This window comes from Tenacibaculum profundi (genome assembly GCF_057162725.1).
In genome coordinates this window covers 2,365,287-2,384,450 of record NZ_CM169894.1, presented here as the reverse complement: position 1 = coordinate 2,384,450, position 19,164 = coordinate 2,365,287, and the positions used below count along the sequence as shown (strand labels likewise).

The window sequence follows — 19,164 nt, the reverse complement described above, 5'->3', positions numbered from 1 at the left end:
GTACAAAAGGAATTAAACCTTTTGACGAACGGTTCTTTGCTCAATTCTTTTTTCATATTTTTCGCCTTGAAAAATACGCTGTACAAAAATCCCAGGAATATGTATATTGTTAGGGTCTAGCTCTCCTACTGGTACTAGTTCTTCAACCTCTGCAACTGTTATTGTTGCAGCACCACACATATTTGGATTAAAATTCCTTGATGTGCCTTTAAAAATAAGATTTCCTGCCGCATCTCCTTTCCAAGCCTTAACGAAAGAGAAATCTGCTTTAAATGCCGGCTCTAGCACATGCATTTTACCATCGAATTCTCTTACTTCCTTGCCTTCTGCTACTTCAGTTCCATAGCCAGCAGGTGTATAAAAAGCAGGAAAACCTGCTTGTGCTGCTCTACATTTCTCTGCTAGCGTACCTTGAGGGGTTAATTCTACTTCTAACTCACCTGATAGCATTTGACGCTCAAACTCATCATTTTCTCCAACATAAGATGAAATCATTTTTTTTATTTGGCGGTGTTGGAGTAACAGCCCCAAACCGAAATTATCAATACCTGCATTATTTGATATACAAGTAAGATCTTTTATCTCCAACCGAACCAATTCTGCAATAGCATTTTCAGGAATTCCACACAAACCAAATCCACCTAACATTAACGTCATTCCACTCTTAACTCCAGTAACTGCCTCTTGTACATTTGTTACTTTTTTATTAATCATATATAGCTGCTTGTTATATTTTAAAAATCTGTGTCTTCATAATCAATTTCTTTTTTTTCTTCTTTTTCAATTCCTTTATCTTTATTAGGATTTTTTGTCGAACAATTAATATTAATTGTTAATTCCTGAGAAGGTTTCTCAAAGTCTTCCTTACTTATATTCAGTGTTTTGTCTTGGTAACATTTTTGCATGAACAATGCCCATGTTGGTAATGACATCGTAGCTCCTTGACCTCGACCAATCCCGTAAAAATGAGTTGCTCTATTTTCTCCACCAGTCCAAACACCTGTCGCTAAATTTGGCACTATTCCCATGAACCATCCATCTGACTGATTTTGAGTAGTTCCTGTTTTACCAGCAATTGGATTAGTAAACTTATACGGAAAACCTGTACATTCTTTCTTCTGCCTTGTCCAATTAGACCTTAATCTTCCTCCTGATCCAGATTCCGTAACCCCTTTCATTAAATCTAGAATAACATAAGCTGATTCTTCACTTAACACCTCTTTGGTTTGAGGCACAAATTCTTCTAGAAGAGTTCCATTTTTATCTTCAATTCTAGTTATCATCATAGGACTTACCCTAAGCCCTTTATTAGCAAAAGTTGAGTAAGCACTGACCATTTCAATTAAAGATAAGTCTATAGCTCCTAATGCGATCGATGGATTCGCTTCTATTTTAGACTTAATTCCTGCTGACTCTGCCAAACGCGCTACATTTACCGGCGAAACTTTATCTATTAATTGTGCTGTAATTACATTAGTTGATTTAGCCAAAGCTTCTTTTAATGTTAATTCCCCTCCATACTTATCACTTGAATTTTTAGGTGTCCAATCCTCGGGCATTCCATACTTTTCTTTTGGAATTGTGTATGGAGTATTTGATAACTTATCGCAAGGAGACATCTTTAACTGGTTAATTGCTGTAGCATAAACAAAAGGTTTAAATGTAGACCCTACCTGTCGCTTCTGTTGTTCAACAGCATCATATTTAAAATACCTATGATTTATTCCACCCACCCAAGCTTTAATATGGCCTGTTTGTGGCTCAATAGAAACCAAACCAGATCTGAGAAAATGCTTATAGTAACGTATAGAATCATATGGCGTCATAACAGTATCACGATCTCCTCTCCAAGAAAACACTCTCATCTCAATCTCAGTATTAAACGCTTGCTCTATTTCTTTTTCGCTAGCTCCTTTTGCTTTCATCTTTTTATAACGATCAGAGTTTTGTTTTGCTCTTCTCATCGTACTAGCTATTTCAGCTTTGTCTAAATCATAAAACGGTGCTGTTTTGTTAGTCTTTTGTTCCTTATTGAAGAAGGACTGTAAGTTTGTCATATGAGCTTTTAATGATTCTTCTGCATATTTTTGCATACGTGAATCAATGGTTACATGAACCTTTAAACCGTCTTTATAAATATTATAAGCGTTACCATCTGGCTTCAAATTATTTTTAGCCCATGTTTTTAAAATTTTCTTTAGATTCTCCCTAAAATACGTTGCTAAACCATCACTATGACTCTCCGGTGTAAAATTAATTTTAAGTGGTAACTTTTGAAGAGAATCTTTTTCTTTTTCTGTTAAAAAATTGTTTTTTCTCATTTGAGAAAAAACAACGTTCCTCCTACCTAAAGATTTCTTTTTTGAAATTTCTCTATGCGGATTATACTGTCTTGGATTTTTAAGCATTGCAACAATGATTGCAGACTCTTGTATATCCAGCTCTTTGGGTTCTTTTCCGAAATAAATCCTTGCTGCTGAACGAATCCCTGTAGCATTGAAGAGGAATCCTTGTGTATTTAAATACATTGTGATTATTTCGTTTTTAGTATACTGTCTTTCTAATTTTACCGAAACAACCCATTCTTGCATTTTTTGAATAATTCTTTTCAGTTTATTCGAAGAAGCTCTTTTTGTAAAAAGGTTTTTAGCTAATTGCTGAGTTATGGTACTTGCTCCTCCTCCAGCACCCATTTTTGCAATTGCTCTTGCTAGACCTTTAAAGTCTATTCCAGAATGTTCATAAAAACGCTCGTCTTCAGTTGCTATTAATGCTTTTATTAAATTATCAGGAAGGTCTTTGTATTGAATTGGTGTTCTATTTGCCTTAACGTAATATTTCCCTAGGGTTTTCCCATCAGCAGAAATTACCTCTGTTGCTAAATCACTCTTAGGGTTTTCCAGCTCCTCAAATGTCGGAAGCTTCCCAAAGACTCCCCAAGATGCAAGTAAAAATAAAAAAGAAATAAAAATTATTCCCCCTAAAATTATTCCCCAAAACCATTTTGTATACTTTATAAAACTTACTTTTCTTTTCTCTGTCATTACTCTCTTTTTTCAATTCTTAACCCAATATCTGTAATTCCTTTTAACTTTTCAATACCTTTTACTTCACCATTTTTTCTCATTGCTTGTCTAATTTTAAAAATGTAAGTTCCTTTTTTAGGAAAAACGATATTCTCTTTGTAAAAAAGTTTATTCTCTTTAATATCAGAGAATCCATGACCTAAAAACTTACCTGAAGCATCAGCCATATCATACTCTAATGTATCGATTATGACATTTCCATCAGGAAACTTTAACTGCGTTATTAAAAATAAATTACGAAAATGAAACTCTTTATTATTCCTTAAATTAATGAATATATTTCTTTTTTTGAGAGTATCTTGAATAGAAAAAACAAACTGGAGCTCATCCTTAATATTCCATTCTTGATTGTCTAATGTCAAATACTTGTCATAAATTCTTTTCTTATCACAAGAGATAAAGAAAATTAAAAGTACTAAACAACCAATCAAAAGTTTACTTTTGCTTATTATTCTCAGCATTGTTCTTACTATTATTTCTTCTTTTATTATTGGTGTTTCTTTTTGCTCTACTGTTTGTGTTAGTTTTATTATTTACAGTATTATTACCAGTACCATTTTTTTTCGTTTCTGAATTAGGCTTATTATTATTTCTTCTTCTATTACCTTGCGACTTAATTGGCTGTGCTTCTTTTTTATTATTTTGTTGATTTGTTTTTTTATTTTCGTTTTTTATGTGAGAAACTTTTTTATCTTGATTTTTGTTAACTTTTTTGTTTTGCGATTTTCCTGAGGTATTTGTTCTCTTATTTCCCTGCTGTTTATTATTTGTTTTTTTTATCTTTTTTCTATTCCTCCTTGGTTTTTTTGGAACATCAAACCTAGTAAGACTATCTTGACCTACAACATTTTCGAAATCATTTTTAGGCTCATCCACAACTTCTAATTCGTATTCTTCAAGTGGAGCTCCTAATTCATCTGATTCATTTAGTTCAATTATCTCTTTTACCTGGTCTAAAGATAATTTGTACCATTTATAACTTTCTTCTTTGTATGTATACCAAAGCAACTGTTTAAATATATCCATTTTAACAAAAATGGCGTCTCCTCTTTCTGTTTTTAAAATAGCATCTTGCTTTGGGAATTCTTTAAGAGCATCTAAATACGAGTCTAACTCAAAATTTAAACAACACTTCAATTTTCCGCACTGTCCCGCTAACTTTAAAGGGTTTAAAGATAATTGTTGATACCTAGCTGATGCTGTATTTACCTTTCTGAAATCAGTTAACCAAGTGGAACAACACAGTTCCCTGCCACATGAGCCAACACCACCTAATCTTGCTGCTTCCTGTCTCATTCCTACTTGTTTCATTTCTACCCTTATTGAAAAAGCACTTGCTAAATCTCTAATTAACTGGCGAAAATCAACACGGTCATCTGCCGTATAATAAAAAGTAGCTTTTGTCCCATCTCCTTGATATTCAACATCCGATAATTTCATCTTCAGTCCTAGCTTCAATATTATTTCTCTACCTCTTCGCTGTGTTTCTTTTTCTCTTTCTCTTGCTTCCTGCCAAACGTCAATATCCTTCTGTGATGCTTTTCTATATATTTTCTTTACATCATCACTATCTACGAGCACCTTCTTTTTTCTCATTTGAACTTTTACTAGTTCACCTGCTAAAGAAATAACGCCAACATCATGACCAGAAGACCCCTCCACAGCAACGATATCTCCCATTGAGATACTCAAATTGTTTGTATTTTTAAAAAAATGTTTTCTACCGTTTTTAAAACGGACTTCGAATATGTTAAAAGGGACCTCACCTGCTGGTAAAGACATATTTGATAACCAATCAAAAACGGCTAATTTTGTTCCACTACTACATGATCCGGTAGCACAATTTCCGTTACTTTTACATCCTTTTGGAATGCCGTTTTTGTTAGTTGAGCAACTGCTACAACCCATAATTAATATTTATATTTTTTAAAAGCCTTCTTAAACCTGAATTTCAATCAGTATCAAGAAGCATTTGTATATTTTTGATTTTAATCTAATTATTTTTTTGATAGTTATATCTTATCAATCAGTAAAGATACGTATTCTTGACTAATGTAAAAATTGATATTTTTAAACTCAAAAAATTCATATAATAATTAAATAAAAAAAAACCCCTATAATTGAAAAATTATAGGGGGTTTATATTTTTTAAATAAATTCTAAACTACTCCTTGATCTATCATAGCTTCGGCTACTTTCACAAAACCTGCAACATTGGCACCTTTTACATAGTCAATATATCCGTCTTCTTGACTACCATATTTTACACATGACTCATGAATACTGTTCATTATAGCATGTAATTTGCTATCAACTTCTTCTCTAGTCCACGATAAACGTAACGAGTTTTGAGACATTTCTAAACCAGAAGTTGCTACTCCACCTGCGTTAGATGCTTTTCCTGGGGCAAAAAGTATTTTTTCCTTTAAAAAAACTTCAATTGCTCCAGGAGTAGATGGCATATTTGCTCCTTCAGAAACACATATACAGCCATTTGAAATCAAAGTTTTAGCTTCATCTTCGTTAAGTTCATTTTGCGTTGCACAAGGTAAGGCTACTTGGCAAGATATTCCCCATGGTCTTTCTCCTTTAAAAAACTTTGCTGATGGATATTTTTCTACATATTCATGAATCCTTCCTCTTTTTATATTTTTGAGTTCCATAATAAAAGCTAGTTTATCTGCATCAATCCCTTCCTCATCATAAATATATCCAGATGAATCTGACATAGTTACCACTTTAGCTCCTAATTCTGTTGCCTTCTCTGCAGCGTATTGAGCTACGTTTCCAGAACCAGAAACAACCACAACTTTACCATCTAAAGAATCGTTCTTTGCATTAAGCATATTTTGCGCAAAATACACATTACCATAACCTGTAGCCTCTGGCCTTATAAGTGAACCACCCCAAGTAGCTCCTTTACCAGTTAAAACTCCAGTAAACTCATTTCTTAAACGTTTATATTGCCCAAACATATAACCAATCTCACGCCCACCAACTCCTATGTCTCCTGCTGGTACATCTGTATCAGGACCTATATGTCGTGATAATTCTGTCATGAAAGATTGACAAAAAGCCATAACTTCACGATCTGATTTTCCTTTCGGGTTGAAATCAGAACCTCCTTTACCCCCCCCCATAGGCAATGTTGTTAAAGAATTTTTAAAGACTTGTTCAAATCCTAAAAACTTTAAAATTGATAAATTTACCGATGGATGGAAACGCAACCCTCCTTTGTAAGGGCCTATTGCTGAGTTAAACTCAACTCTGTATCCCCTATTTACCTGAGTTTCCCCCTTATCATCAACCCATGGCACTCTGAACATAATGACACGTTCTGGTTCAACCATACGCTCTAATAATTTTTTACCTTGGTATTTCGGATTATTTTCTATGAAAGGAATTACTGTTTCTGCAACCTCATGTACAGCTTGCAAGAACTCTGGTTCAAATGCATTACGTTCTTTAACGTAATCCATGAAAGCTTTTATTTTAGACTCCATAAACCTTTTTAGTTGTTTTGTTATTTAAATTTCGACAATTTATATGAAGCAAATATAATTAATTTGCAATTTGTTAAATTTAATTTTTTTATTTATTTTAAATAGCTTTTTTATGTTTTTTTGATTCATCAAAAACTCATTATTTTTTTACTAAAAAAACCTTAAATTTGTGACTTAATTTTGACGACTCATAGATAATGTTAGATAAGGTAAAAGAGTTAATTGGTGACGTAAAGACGTTTCAAGCTACATCCAAAGAAGAAATAGAGGCTTTTCGAATCAAGTATTTAGGTAGTAAAGGGCTATTGAAGGACTTATTCGCTGAATTTAAAAATGTTGATGCAGAATTTCGTAAAGACTTTGGACAAGCTTTGAACAATTTAAAGAAATCAGCAGAAGATAAAGTCTCTCAGTTAAACGAAGCCTTTGAAACTTCTGATAACGAAACCCACTCCTGTAGTGATTTAACTAAGCCTGCAGAACCAATTGAACTAGGATCAAGGCATCCGATTTCAATAGTTAAAAATCAAATTATTGAAGTTTTTAACCGAATTGGCTTCACTGTCTCTGAAGGACCTGAAATTGAAGATGATTGGCATAACTTTACCGCACTCAACTTACCAGAATATCATCCAGCACGCGACATGCAGGATACTTTCTTTATTGAAAAACACCCAGACACGCTTTTAAGAACGCATACTTCATCTGTTCAGGTTCGCTACATGGAAAATAATGAACCTCCTATTCGAACAATTTCACCAGGTAGGGTTTTTCGTAATGAGGATATTTCTGCTCGAGCTCATTGTATTTTTCATCAAGTTGAAGGGCTGTATATTGATACAGATGTATCTTTTGCTGACTTAAAGCAAACACTACTATATTTTACTAAAGAAATGTTTGGGAAATCTAAAATACGCTTGCGTCCTTCCTATTTTCCTTTTACTGAACCTAGTGCAGAGGTTGATATCTATTGGGGGCTGGAAACTGAAACAGATTATAGAATTACTAAAGGAACCGGGTGGTTAGAAATAATGGGCTGTGGAATGGTAGATCCAAACGTATTGAAAAACTGTAATATAGATCCTATCAAGTACTCAGGGTATGCTTTTGGAATGGGTATTGAACGTATTGCTATGCTCTTATATCAAATACCAGACATTAGAATGTTCTACGAAAATGACAAAAGATTTTTGGAACAGTTTAAATCAGTAATTTAAGTTTTATTAGAAAGCTTACTTCTAGCGTTTGATTTCTAATCAAAATTTAGAAATATAGCAAGGCTAAAGTCATTAACTCCCATAGCTTATAAAACCATTGTTATTAATAACCAATTAAAAATATAGCAGAAATTAAATTTATATAACTGATAATTATACTGTCATATAAAGTAAAATTTTATGATTTATTTAATAGGTACTCAAAATAAACATTTATTGCAATATTTTTCTTAATATCATTATTCAATAAAACTAACTTATAAATTCAATTGAATTACAATAAAAGAAATGAGAAAAGACATTCATATTCCTGATGTTAAAAATATTGAAATGGCTGTTGTTTTAGAACATAACAAAACTCACAATGTTAAAGAGTGGATTGTCTATCTAATTAATAGAAAGGAAGTTCCTTTGAACATGGTTATCATTGTATCTCAAGGGTTTTCAGAAACAAAAACAACGTCTGTATTTAGAAAAAAAATAGATCTACTCCCAGAAAATTCTTCTGCTAAGATAGAATTAATTCAACCCGAACTATTTGCTTTAGACAACAGGTTTCAGGTAAGTTTCTTTGAAAACAATATTCTTTACGATAAAACATTCTTGTTTAAAAAGAACACTATAAGAGAGGATGATTTAAAAAATATAAAAGATCTCAATAAACCCGGAATTATTTGTAAATAAAAAATCTATGAAGATTATCAAAAGATTAAAAGGACGCCAAAATAAGCACCCTTTTTTTAAAAGTTTATAGAATAATCATAAAAACTACTTACCTTACAACAAGACTATATTGAGGAGTTGGATTTAGTGGACAGAAATAAACGTATCTTCCTTTTGTCAAAACAACCTCTTTAGTCTTTGATTTTTTATTATTCTTTACTAATGATGTGACATATGCATTTTTAATATGATTTACTTCATCTATTTTTCCTTCTGGAGTTAATACAAAACCTACATCATGACCTACTTCATTATTTGCTATCTCGAAAACATAGGTTCCTTCGGAAAGAGAAATAGACTTTTGAGTGAATTCTCCTTTAGTCTGTTCAAGGGCTACTGTCTTTATTTGTTGTGCATTCCCCTGGAAAGAAAATCCTACTAATAAAACTAATACTACTATTATTCTTCTCATTTTATTTATTTTTATACGTTTACTGAATATTTTCCTGCTTCTACCTTTGGGAAATCAATTTCCGTTTCAGCAACATGATTTACGTAGTTTGTTAATGTATTGGCCACTACATTTAATATGATTTCCAAAACATCACCATCATCATATCCTGCCTCTTTAAAAGCTATAATTTCTTCAGAAGTAACATTCCCTCTTTTTTTTGTAACACTTTGAGCAAACTGCAATGCTGTTTTAACTTTTTTATCTAAAGCGTCACCTTTTCTATTACTATTGATTTCAGCTTCAGACAAACCGTTCATTTTACCAATAGCTGTATGAGCAGACAAACAATAATTACAATTATTTTCCTCTGCTATCGCCAATGCTAACTGCTCTCTAAATTTATTTGAGAAGTTTCCACTAGCCGTTAATTCTCCTAGGCTTAAATACGTTTGCAATGTTGCTGGTGAATTTCCAAACACTTTTATTAGGTTTGGAATGAATCCTAATTTTTTATTTACCAAATCAAATAATTCTTTTGATTTACCTGTAGTTGTATCTGGATTTAAAGTTTTTATTCTTGTACTCATAATTTTAAGATTATTTTATTGTATTACTTAATTTATCACACTCATTATAATTTACACCATTCCCATATTCTTGATAACCCCAACAATTCGGGCAATTCTGTTTTTCTGAATTCATAATATCTTGTTTTTATTTCTGTTACAAAGATGCAACTAAGAGACAGCTTAAAAAATGGACAAAAGTTCTTATCTATTGGACAAATTAGAAAAGGGACGGTTTTCAAGTTTTTTTAAACCCTTATTAAACTATTATTAGAAAAACTTAATAACTCATATCGGCTATGAAAAAACTCATCAATTTTTCATCAAAAAAATAGCTCTATTATAAAAATAGACTAGGTTGTTTTTTGAAATAATTTTGGAGATTTTCCTGTGGCTTTTGTAAAGAAACGTGAAAAATATGCAGGATCATTAAACCCTAAATCAAAAGCAATATGTTTAATTGTTTTACTTGAATATAAAAGTTGTCTTTTAGCTTCTGTAATGATTCGACTTTTAATTAAGTCACTAGGAGTTTCAGTACCTATCTTTTGAAAATGCTTACTTAAAGACTTTGGAGATAATCCTAACCGGTTTGCATACTCAGTAACACTATGTATACTTTTAAAGTTTTGCTCAACTAAAACGCTAAAGTCTTTGTACAATCTTGTTTCTATATCATCTTTAAGTGACACAGAACTACTTATCATTCTAACTGAATGTACAATAAACTGTTTCAGGTAAGACTGTAACATGTCATACTTAGCCGTTTCTGACTGTTCAAATTCCTCTATTAAATTTTCTACTATGAAATCAAGCTTTCTTCTATCTTTTTGATCAATTGAAACAGAAGGTGTTTTGTATACATTATTAAAAAGCACCCCATTACAAGCAACCTCTGAATCATGCGCTTGGAGACAATAAAAATCCTGTGTAAAACTGATTTGATACGCATTCTTTATTTTTTCAGAGTCTACAGAAAACACTTGACCAGGCGAAAGGAAAAACAAAGTGTCACTTTCAGCTATAAACCTATCAAAATCAATACTATAAACACCAGAACCTTCTTTTACCCAAATAATTTTATAAGAATTAACTCTTTCTTCTTTACTAATGGAGCACGCTTTATCGAACGCTATTTGTTGCAGCGAAAACACATTGCGAAATTGATATGTTTTTATGTTTTGTAATGCCAAACCTGTTTCTCTTTACACCATATATAATCGTTATTTTTCTCAATTTATAGATATAGTCGTAAATTAACTAATTTCTAACAAAAAATATTACCATAATAAATCAAAACAACTATTTCTTGTGAACTCAATCAGTTCACTCCTATTACATATTTAATTTGAAGCTATATCATTCAATGAAATAGTTGCAACCCCATGATTGAACAACAAACACACATCACTGCAATCATCTTCTTTGGAGTTAAAAATAGAATGTACAGATATAATGTCTAAGATCGTTTCCTAACCTTGGCCCGAAATAATAGTTTATGAATCAACCGATCCCAATACAGTCGCTGAATAAATACTTTGACTATTTTCAACACAGAAATACTTTCTAGAATATCAATTAAATATGCATTGTACCTGACATAGTCTAGAGAACATACACTATTGATCCAGAAATATCAGTACTTATAGTTGCCGAGCCCGAATTTCCTGGTTCTATAAAATATAATGCATTTCCTTCTATTAACATACTATCTCCAACTATACGTATGCAACTATCATCCTAAATTCGTTCAGTAAATAATGGAACCTTTACTGTTTTTATTCCTGAAATTTCTCGACTAGTACCGACAGCCACTAAATAAACATTAACCTCACTAATTACTGAAACAGCAGATACATTTCCATTTCGTTAACTAAAAATCTACGATTAGACTCCCCTTTTGATTGTTTAGCATCAATATAGCTATCAATTAAGTCTACATAAATTTCTTGCGTTGGTCTGTTACCTGTGTCAAAGTAACTTTTTATGATTTTTTCGTTTTGTTTCATTATTCATTTTTAACAAGATCAATATTACAAAAGGTGAATTATTGAAAGTAGAAAATTATTACAAAATTACACATGATACTTTCATTAAAAAATAGCTATATCTAAGGCTTTTTTTCTTTTTCCTCCTCCAACATTTTCTTTATTGTTTGATTTGATAGAGCTTGACTTAATATTTTATAAAACTCTTTGACTGGATTAACTCCATAGATTTTATTGTAATTCACTAAAATTGATTTTATTTCCGTTATAGCGATAAACCCAGCAATAACTTTTAAAAAAGGTGCCTCACTCACAATATATTTCTCTAAAAAAAAAGCAGCTATAATAATCAAATTATAAATAAAAAGTTTAGAAATAGTATTTGATAAATGACCACTATTGAAAGACTTATTTAACTTAAAAGAAGCATAGGTTGCGGTTATAAAATTAACTAAAATTAAAAATACAACAGTAATTAATACGCCTTCTAATGGAGTCAACAAAGCTATCATTCCATAAAAAACAGCTGTTACTTTATCCATTTTTTCTTAATTTTCGATAAGCTATAATTCTTTTTTTTGGAAAAGCTTTTATACTTACGCTTTTACCTTCGTTCACACCTAAAAGGTACACGTAACGTTTAGATTCCTTAACCAGAAAACCAACATGCCCTTTCCAACTATCAGGTGACTCTCTCCATAGAACTACCACATCTCCCTGTTTAGGTATCGTAGGAGATACACCTACGGCTAGCCAGCTTCTGGCTGTCAGATAATTTGATTTTTCATACCCTGCTTGGTATGCCACCCAACTTATAAAAACACTACACCAAGATGTTTCTTCTTTTAGTCTAGAGGTATCAAAACCAAGAGAAGTAAAATAATTAATTATTTGAGGGTGATCCTTTGAGCCTTTTACTTCTTTTAGCCCATATTGAGATAACGCTATAGATATTAACATATTCATACAAATGTTTGATTTAAATCGTTAGCAGATAAAAACCAAAAATCTAAGACTTCTTTTTTTCTCTTTTAAAGCTATAAAAATTTAGTTTCTGCCCCACATTAAAAAGATTAATAAACTTTTTGAAAGCGCAACAAAAATAAAACATTTTACAAAAAAATCAAGAAGTATTTTTTTTATTTTGTAATAAGTTTAATAATGATTGGAGAAAAAATATAGATATTGTAATAACACATAAAAAACTTTCAAATGGTTTTTATTGAATATGGATTTTAATCAAACCACACAAAAATATTTTGACAGAGCTTTCTTGAGTATACTTTTTATTAATTAAAGAATTTAATTAATTTCTAAAATTATTCAAACAATGTAGTTTAAATTCAACACTCTAAACTGGAAATCAACACTTTTACTTACTAAAGACAGTTTAATCAAAATAGAGTCTTCTTTAACTCCTATAACAAAAGCCCAAATAAAGGTAAGTTTTAAGAGTACTTTGATACAATTTTACTATGTTAAAAACCACACAAATGTTTGATTCTCTATTTTTTTGTATATTAGCAACGTAAATTTAAAGCAAATATAAAAACATTTTACACTAAAAACAAACATATGTTTTACAATCGCTTTAAAATATTAAATATCCTAAGTGGAAAACAAAATGGAAATTTCAAAAAAAATAGTGGCGATTAGAGATGCTTTTAATCTTAATAATTTTTCATTTTCTAAAAGAATTGGAGTTACAGGAACAACTATTGATAGTATTATAAATGGTAGGCCACAGCCTGATGGTAGCAGAAAAAGAACAAAGCCAGGTTACGATGTTTTAACTGCCATAATCAATGAATTCAATATTAATCCTGATTATTTATTCGGAAAAAGTGACAATATGTTGTATTCGAAAGCAACTAAAAACTCAATGTACTCTGAAATACCACAAGTTGTATCTGTAAATTCATCAGGAAATGAAAATATAGTATATGTTCCTTTACAGGCGAGAGCTGGTTACCTAAATGGTTACGGAGATGCTAATTACATTGAACAATTATCTTCATTTAGCATTCCTTTACTAAACAACGGAACCTATAGATGCTTTGAAGTTCAGGGAAACTCAATGGTAGGTACTTTTTTCGATGGAGATCTAGTTTTTGGTAAGTATGTAGAGAGTCTCAACGATGTTAAAAATGGTCGAGTTTATGTTATTGTTAGTAAAAATGATGGTATTGTCTTAAAACGGGTTATTAATAGAATCAATGAAAGAGGGAAGCTCATCTTAAAAAGCGATAACAAAACAGGTAATTACCCAACATATACAATTAATGCTGATGAAATTATGGAACTATGGTATGTTACCATGTTTGCCTCAAAACAAATGCCCGAACCCGTAGATGTTTACGACAGATTACATGATTTGGAAAGTAAAGTTATTGAACTGGAGCAACAAATAAGTAAAAAAACCTCTAGCTAATAGTGAACAGATTATTTTTTTTATTTGTTATTTTTCTTTGTTTTAAAATTTCAGCTCAATCCAATTGGAATATTTATAAACGACTATCTTGTTCAAAAAAAGTTTGGGTAATATCGCACCCCTTTAAAGCAAAAAAAGCACTTCAAATTTCGAAAGAAGCGAAAAGAGTTGCAGATTCGATGAAACTATCACCTCTGCTAGACAAAGATCCTTCTGGAGGCCAAGTAGATGCTTTTAGACATGCTTACTGGATGGCAAGACTAAAAGAAGAAATTGGTGAAAACGCCGCTAGATCATTAGGAAAAGCACATGAAAAAGAAAATTATTGGACTTTTAAAAAACAAAAACTTGAAGACGGTATTGTGCCTGATGAAGTATCTAGTATTATGGATTTATTTAATAACGAAGTTGGGTTACAACTTTCTTTGACGGGAAAGAAAAAATCCAAACGAGGATTAATTTATAAAGTTATTAACGCTATTCGTCAAGGAAGACTCAAGGTTATCAAAAAAGACAAGAATGGAAACTTTTTAACCTGCTCAGGTAACAAAATTAAACCAAAATTACTTCTAGGTAAGTGGAAAAACAACAAATGCTTAGTTTCTTCAAAAAAAAGATAATCAAATGATTGATGTGTTTTTTATTTCAGGTACCATGTGCACTAAAGATTTATGGCAATACATATTCCCTTATCTAAAAAACATAAATCCGATTCATATTGACATTACTTCTGCATCTTCTTTTGATGAGATTAATAATATTATTCTTGAAAGTATTAGCTATCCTGCTATACTAGTTGGATTTTCATTAGGTGGTTTTTCTGCAATGAATTTCACCAGTCAATATCCAGAGAAAGTTGACAAATTAATTGCCATTGCTACTAACTCTAAAGGACTAAACCCAATCGAAATAAAACTAAGAAAAAGTACCATTGAGTTTTTAAAAAAAAATAATTACGGAGGAATTTCTCAAACTAGAATACAACAATTTTTACACCCTAAAAATCATGATAATCAAGACATTATAGCTGTTATTAAAAAAATGGATGCTAATTTAGGGAAAGACGTACTTATAAAACAATTAAAAGCGACTTCTGAAAGAACTGATATTACCCATCAATTAAAGAGTTACAAAAAACAAATATTATTGATATCAGCAGAAAACGATATACTAATTAATCCCGCTGAAATAAAACAGCTTTCAAAAGAAATGTCTAGTTCGACTCATGTAAATTTAAAACAATGTGGCCACATGATTCCATTGGAAAAGCCAAAAGAATTGGTGTATTTACTTCACTTATTTATAGATTCATAGTTTTTTGAGAAAACCTTATCTTTGCACTAGACGAAATACTCTTTTAAACTTTTATTTCTTTATGACTGTCTTATGGAGTTAAATACATTTTTTAATACTTTAAGCGAAGCCATTGAGGTTTCTCTTTCTTACTTGACCAGTCCTAATAGAAGAACTTACTTTGTTTACTTGCTATCTTCATTTATATTAGCTTATTATGTGTATTACAAATCGAAAAATAAAGGGGATTTTCTAAAGTTTTTATTCCCTAAAAATATTTGGCTGGGCAAATCTGCTTTTGTTGATTATGCTATGGTTATGTTTAATAGCGTATTTAAAGTACTATTCATAGGACCTTATCTTATCCTAGGGTTATATATTGCCTTTTACACGAACGAATTTCTATTAGAAAAATTTGGGTATGCTACTTTTAATCTAAACAAAACCGAAACCATTATTTATTATACAATTACCTTAACTATTGTTGGCGATTTCTTTACTTATTTAACTCATCTTTTAATGCATAAGGTTCCTTTTTTATGGGAATTTCATAAAGTTCATCATTCAGCCACAGAACTGAATCCTTTTACCCAGTATAGAATTCATCCAATTGAATTGCTAATCAATAACGCAAAGAGCCTCCTGGTTTTCGGAGTTCTTACGGGGATTTTCGATTACCTATCCAACCACCAAATTAACAAACTCGTATTTTTAGGAGTCAATGTTTTTGGCTTCTTGTTTATGTTTTTAGGAGCAAATTTAAGACATTCACACATTAAACTTACGTATCCTAGTTTTATAGAGAAACTATTAATAAGTCCTTTTCAACATCAAATTCACCATAGTAACTCACCAGAACATTTCGATAAAAACATGGGGTCAAAGCTCGCTATTTGGGATTGGATGTTTGGGACACTAATTTTATCCAAATCGACAAAAAAAATTGAATTTGGAATTGAAGATAAACACAATGAATTTACTTCTTTTTTGGGAAATATAGTTTCACCTTTCATAAACATTTTCAATTCGATAAAAAAATATTTGCTTTTTTTAAGTAGTCACTAGAGACCAAAATCAACACGTAAAATTTATTTTTCAAAAATTGAAAATTAATTTACAACAGTGATTTACAAACACAAAAACCTTATTTAAACCAATTCTAAATATTAAACAAAACAAATCCGAAAGTTTGTGCAAGTAATGCATAGCCCTTAAATTTGTAGCTATTATTTAAACAACATATAAAATAATGAGCGGATTATTAAAATCTTCCATAGGAAGAAAAATAGCCATGGCACTTTCGGCTTTTTTCTTAATGTTTTTTTTGCTACAGCATTTTGCAATCAACATAACTTCAATATTTCCCAATAACGGAGAAACATTTAATAAATTGTCTCATTTCATGGGAACGAACCCAGTAGTTCAGTATGCCTTACAGCCAGTATTAATTATTGGCGTGGTTTTTCACTTTGTTATGGGTTTTATTCTAGAATTGAAAAACACAAATTCTAGAGAGGTTAAATATGCAAAAAACAATGGAGCCGCGAATTCTTCTTGGATGAGTAGAAACATGATATTTAGTGGTCTCACCATACTTGCTTTTATTGTTTTACACTTTATAGATTTCTGGATTCCAGAAATAAACACAAAATTCATAAAAGGAGATTGGTCAGGGCTTCATAATGGTGAATTGAGATACTTTCATGAATTGCAACATAAATTTGTAAACCCACTAAGAGTAGGGGCTTACATTATAGCATTTGTTTTTTTAGCTCTTCATTTATTACATGGTTTTAATTCTGCTTTTCAATCAGTAGGTTTGAATAATAAATACACAAGAGGGTTAAAAACATTTGGTAAGATTTATGCTATTGGAATTCCTGTTGGATTTATAATTATCGCATTATTTCATCACTTAGTTCATTAATAAAACCACTTAAAATATGGCAATTTTAGATTCAAAAGTACCAAAAGGTCCATTAAAAGATAAGTGGACTACCTATAAAGATAAAATAAACCTAGTTAACCCTGCAAACAAACGTTTGATTGATGTAATTGTTGTTGGTACAGGATTAGCTGGCGGCTCTGCTTCTGCTACTTTAGCAGAACTTGGATACAATGTAAAAGCATTTGCGTATCAAGACTCTCCTCGTAGAGCACACTCTATTGCTGCTCAAGGAGGAATTAATGCAGCAAAAAATTATCAAGGAGATGGCGATTCAAAATATCGTCTGTTTTATGATACAGTAAAAGGAGGAGACTATCGTTCTCGAGAAGCTAACGTATATCGTCTAGCAGAAGTATCTGCAAATATTATTGACCAATGTGTTGCTCAAGGGGTACCTTTTGCTCGTGATTACGGAGGTCTTTTAGATAACCGTTCGTTTGGAGGTGTATTAGTATCTCGTACTTTCTATGCAAAGGGTCAAACAGGGCAACAATTATTATTAGGAGCTTACTCTGCTATGAACCGTCAAATTGCACGCGGTAAAATTGAAATGTTCAATCGTCACGAAATGTTAGACGTTGTTATTGTCGATGGAAAAGCAAGAGGTATTATTGCTCGTAATATGGTAACTGGTGAAATAGAGCGTCACTCAGCACATGCCGTAGTTATTGCCTCAGGAGGATACGGAAATGTATATTTCTTATCAACAAATGCAATGGGATCAAATGCTACTGCCGCATGGAAAATTCATAAAAAAGGAGCTTTCTTCGCAAATCCTTGTTTTACTCAAATTCACCCAACATGTATTCCTCGTTCAGGTGATTATCAATCAAAACTTACGTTAATGTCTGAATCATTGCGTAATGATGGTCGAATTTGGGTTCCAAAAAAAATGGAAGATGTTTTAGCGATTAGAGAAGGTAAATTAAAGCCAACTGAAATTACTGAAGAAAATAGAGATTACTACTTAGAGCGTCGTTATCCAGCTTTCGGTAATCTGGTACCCCGTGATGTTGCATCACGTGCCGCAAAAGAGCGATGTGACGCAGGGTATGGAGTAAATGCTACGGGAGAGGCTGTTTATCTAGATTTTAAATCAGCTATTGAGCGTTATGGCAAAGAACAAGCAAAATTAAAAGGGAACGACAATCCAACACATGCTGAAATTTTAGCAGAAGGAGAAAAAGTTGTTGAAAATAAATATGGGAATTTATTCCAAATGTATGAGAAGATTGTAGATCAAAATCCATACAAAACTCCAATGATGATTTATCCTGCAGTTCACTATACTATGGGAGGAATTTGGGTAGATTACAATTTAATGACCACTATTGAAGGGTGTTACGCTATTGGAGAAGCGAATTTCTCTGATCATGGGGCTAATCGTTTAGGAGCTTCTGCACTAATGCAAGGTTTATCTGATGGATATTTTGTTCTTCCTTACACTATTGGAGATTACCTAGCAAATGATATTAGAACTGGAAAAATTTCAACAGACACTCCTGAATTTGAAAAAGCAGAAAAAGAAGTAAAAGATCGTATTAATTTCTTTATAAATAATAAAGGAACCAACTCTGTAGACTATTATCACAAAAAACTTGGAAACATTATGTGGAATAAATGTGGTATGTCAAGAAATGAGCAAGGTTTAAAAGAAGCTATTAATGAAATCAAAGCCCTACGTGATGATTTCTGGAAGAATGTTACCGTTCCTGGAGGAGCAAATGAGATGAATCCTGAACTTGAAAAGGCGGGACGTGTTGCTGATTTTTTAGAATTGGGTGAGTTATTTGCAAAGGATGCCCTTAATAGAACTGAGTCATGTGGAGGACACTTTAGAGAAGAATCTGTTGAATTAGATGGACCTCAAAAAGGAGAGGCAAAACGAGATGATGAGAACTTTACTTACGTATCAGCATGGGAATATAAAGGAGAACCAGCCGATGCGGTGCTTCATAAAGAAAATTTAGAATTTAACGATATTGAATTAAAACAACGTTCATATAAATAAAAAG

General features: G+C 31.7%; 19 protein-coding genes. 8 read left to right on the top strand and 11 right to left on the bottom strand.

Annotated features, from left to right (window positions below; translation table 11 throughout):
- Window positions 1-12 precede the first annotated feature (12 nt).
- From AC2GW8_RS09670 to gdhA, 5 genes are all read right to left on the bottom strand, one after another.
- On the bottom strand, window positions 13-714 hold the full coding sequence (locus AC2GW8_RS09670; RefSeq protein WP_440879671.1) for a CoA transferase subunit A: 702 nt from the start codon (window positions 712-714) through the stop codon (window positions 13-15).
- A 20-nt stretch (window positions 715-734) separates the two neighbouring features.
- Window positions 735-3,044, bottom strand: coding sequence for a transglycosylase domain-containing protein (locus tag AC2GW8_RS09665; protein WP_440879670.1), 2,310 nt, complete (start codon window positions 3,042-3,044; stop codon window positions 735-737).
- On the bottom strand, window positions 3,044-3,547 hold the full coding sequence (gldH, locus tag AC2GW8_RS09660; protein ID WP_440879669.1) for a gliding motility lipoprotein GldH: 504 nt from the start codon (window positions 3,545-3,547) through the stop codon (window positions 3,044-3,046). The genes AC2GW8_RS09665 and gldH overlap by 1 nt, the downstream gene beginning before the upstream one ends.
- The gene (locus AC2GW8_RS09655) at window positions 3,522-4,994 is read right to left on the bottom strand and encodes a PSP1 domain-containing protein (RefSeq protein WP_440879668.1); all 1,473 of its coding nucleotides are present in this window, start codon (window positions 4,992-4,994) and stop codon (window positions 3,522-3,524) included. The genes gldH and AC2GW8_RS09655 overlap by 26 nt, the downstream gene beginning before the upstream one ends.
- 251 nt (window positions 4,995-5,245) lie before the next feature.
- On the bottom strand, window positions 5,246-6,589 hold the full coding sequence (gene gdhA / locus AC2GW8_RS09650) for an NADP-specific glutamate dehydrogenase (RefSeq protein WP_440879667.1): 1,344 nt from the start codon (window positions 6,587-6,589) through the stop codon (window positions 5,246-5,248).
- A gap of 197 nt (window positions 6,590-6,786) precedes the next feature.
- On the opposite strand from gdhA, the gene pheS reads away from it, so the two are divergent.
- Window positions 6,787-7,806: a phenylalanine--tRNA ligase subunit alpha gene (gene pheS, locus AC2GW8_RS09645; RefSeq protein WP_440879666.1), complete on the top strand. Its 1,020-nt coding sequence runs from the start codon at window positions 6,787-6,789 to the stop codon at window positions 7,804-7,806.
- A gap of 288 nt (window positions 7,807-8,094) precedes the next feature.
- Entirely contained in the window at window positions 8,095-8,490 is a 396-nt protein-coding gene (locus AC2GW8_RS09640) for a hypothetical protein (protein WP_440879665.1), read from the top strand.
- Window positions 8,491-8,578: 88 nt separating this feature from the next.
- Here AC2GW8_RS09640 and AC2GW8_RS09635 read toward each other — a convergent pair whose 3' ends face one another.
- The 6 genes from AC2GW8_RS09635 to AC2GW8_RS09610 form a co-directional block, all read right to left on the bottom strand.
- Window positions 8,579-8,941, bottom strand: a complete 363-nt coding sequence (locus AC2GW8_RS09635; RefSeq protein WP_440879664.1) for a cupredoxin domain-containing protein — start codon at window positions 8,939-8,941, stop codon at window positions 8,579-8,581.
- 11 nt (window positions 8,942-8,952) lie between these two features.
- On the bottom strand, window positions 8,953-9,510 hold the full coding sequence (locus AC2GW8_RS09630) for a carboxymuconolactone decarboxylase family protein (RefSeq protein WP_440879663.1): 558 nt from the start codon (window positions 9,508-9,510) through the stop codon (window positions 8,953-8,955).
- A 332-nt stretch (window positions 9,511-9,842) separates the two neighbouring features.
- Window positions 9,843-10,682, bottom strand: coding sequence for a helix-turn-helix domain-containing protein (locus tag AC2GW8_RS09625; RefSeq protein WP_440879662.1), 840 nt, complete (start codon window positions 10,680-10,682; stop codon window positions 9,843-9,845).
- Window positions 10,683-11,327: 645 nt separating this feature from the next.
- Window positions 11,328-11,498 carry a hypothetical protein gene (locus tag AC2GW8_RS09620; RefSeq protein ID WP_440879661.1) on the bottom strand — a complete coding sequence of 57 codons (171 nt, stop codon included), beginning with the start codon at window positions 11,496-11,498 and terminating at the stop codon, window positions 11,328-11,330.
- 101 nt (window positions 11,499-11,599) lie between these two features.
- Complete coding sequence (locus tag AC2GW8_RS09615; protein WP_440879660.1) at window positions 11,600-12,019, bottom strand: phage holin family protein; 420 nt, start codon at window positions 12,017-12,019, stop codon at window positions 11,600-11,602.
- The gene (locus AC2GW8_RS09610; RefSeq protein ID WP_440879659.1) at window positions 12,012-12,443 is read right to left on the bottom strand and encodes a TIGR02594 family protein; all 432 of its coding nucleotides are present in this window, start codon (window positions 12,441-12,443) and stop codon (window positions 12,012-12,014) included. The genes AC2GW8_RS09615 and AC2GW8_RS09610 overlap by 8 nt, the downstream gene beginning before the upstream one ends.
- A gap of 658 nt (window positions 12,444-13,101) precedes the next feature.
- Here AC2GW8_RS09610 and AC2GW8_RS09605 point away from each other — a divergent pair.
- The 6 genes from AC2GW8_RS09605 to AC2GW8_RS09580 all read left to right on the top strand — a co-directional run bounded on the left by AC2GW8_RS09605 (window position 13,102) and on the right by AC2GW8_RS09580 (window position 19,160).
- A complete protein-coding gene (locus tag AC2GW8_RS09605; protein WP_440879658.1) occupies window positions 13,102-13,908 on the top strand; it encodes an XRE family transcriptional regulator in 807 nt (268 codons plus the stop codon).
- A 2-nt stretch (window positions 13,909-13,910) separates the two neighbouring features.
- Window positions 13,911-14,528, top strand: coding sequence for a DUF6973 domain-containing protein (locus AC2GW8_RS09600; protein WP_440879657.1), 618 nt, complete (start codon window positions 13,911-13,913; stop codon window positions 14,526-14,528).
- A gap of 4 nt (window positions 14,529-14,532) precedes the next feature.
- Complete coding sequence (locus tag AC2GW8_RS09595) at window positions 14,533-15,222, top strand: alpha/beta fold hydrolase (protein ID WP_440879656.1); 690 nt, start codon at window positions 14,533-14,535, stop codon at window positions 15,220-15,222.
- 72 nt (window positions 15,223-15,294) lie between these two features.
- Window positions 15,295-16,266 carry a sterol desaturase family protein gene (locus AC2GW8_RS09590; RefSeq protein WP_440879655.1) on the top strand — a complete coding sequence of 324 codons (972 nt, stop codon included), beginning with the start codon at window positions 15,295-15,297 and terminating at the stop codon, window positions 16,264-16,266.
- A 184-nt stretch (window positions 16,267-16,450) separates the two neighbouring features.
- Entirely contained in the window at window positions 16,451-17,128 is a 678-nt protein-coding gene (locus AC2GW8_RS09585; RefSeq protein WP_440879654.1) for a succinate dehydrogenase cytochrome b subunit, read from the top strand.
- A gap of 16 nt (window positions 17,129-17,144) precedes the next feature.
- Window positions 17,145-19,160 carry a fumarate reductase/succinate dehydrogenase flavoprotein subunit gene (locus AC2GW8_RS09580; RefSeq protein ID WP_440879653.1) on the top strand — a complete coding sequence of 672 codons (2,016 nt, stop codon included), beginning with the start codon at window positions 17,145-17,147 and terminating at the stop codon, window positions 19,158-19,160.
- Window positions 19,161-19,164 lie beyond the last annotated feature (4 nt).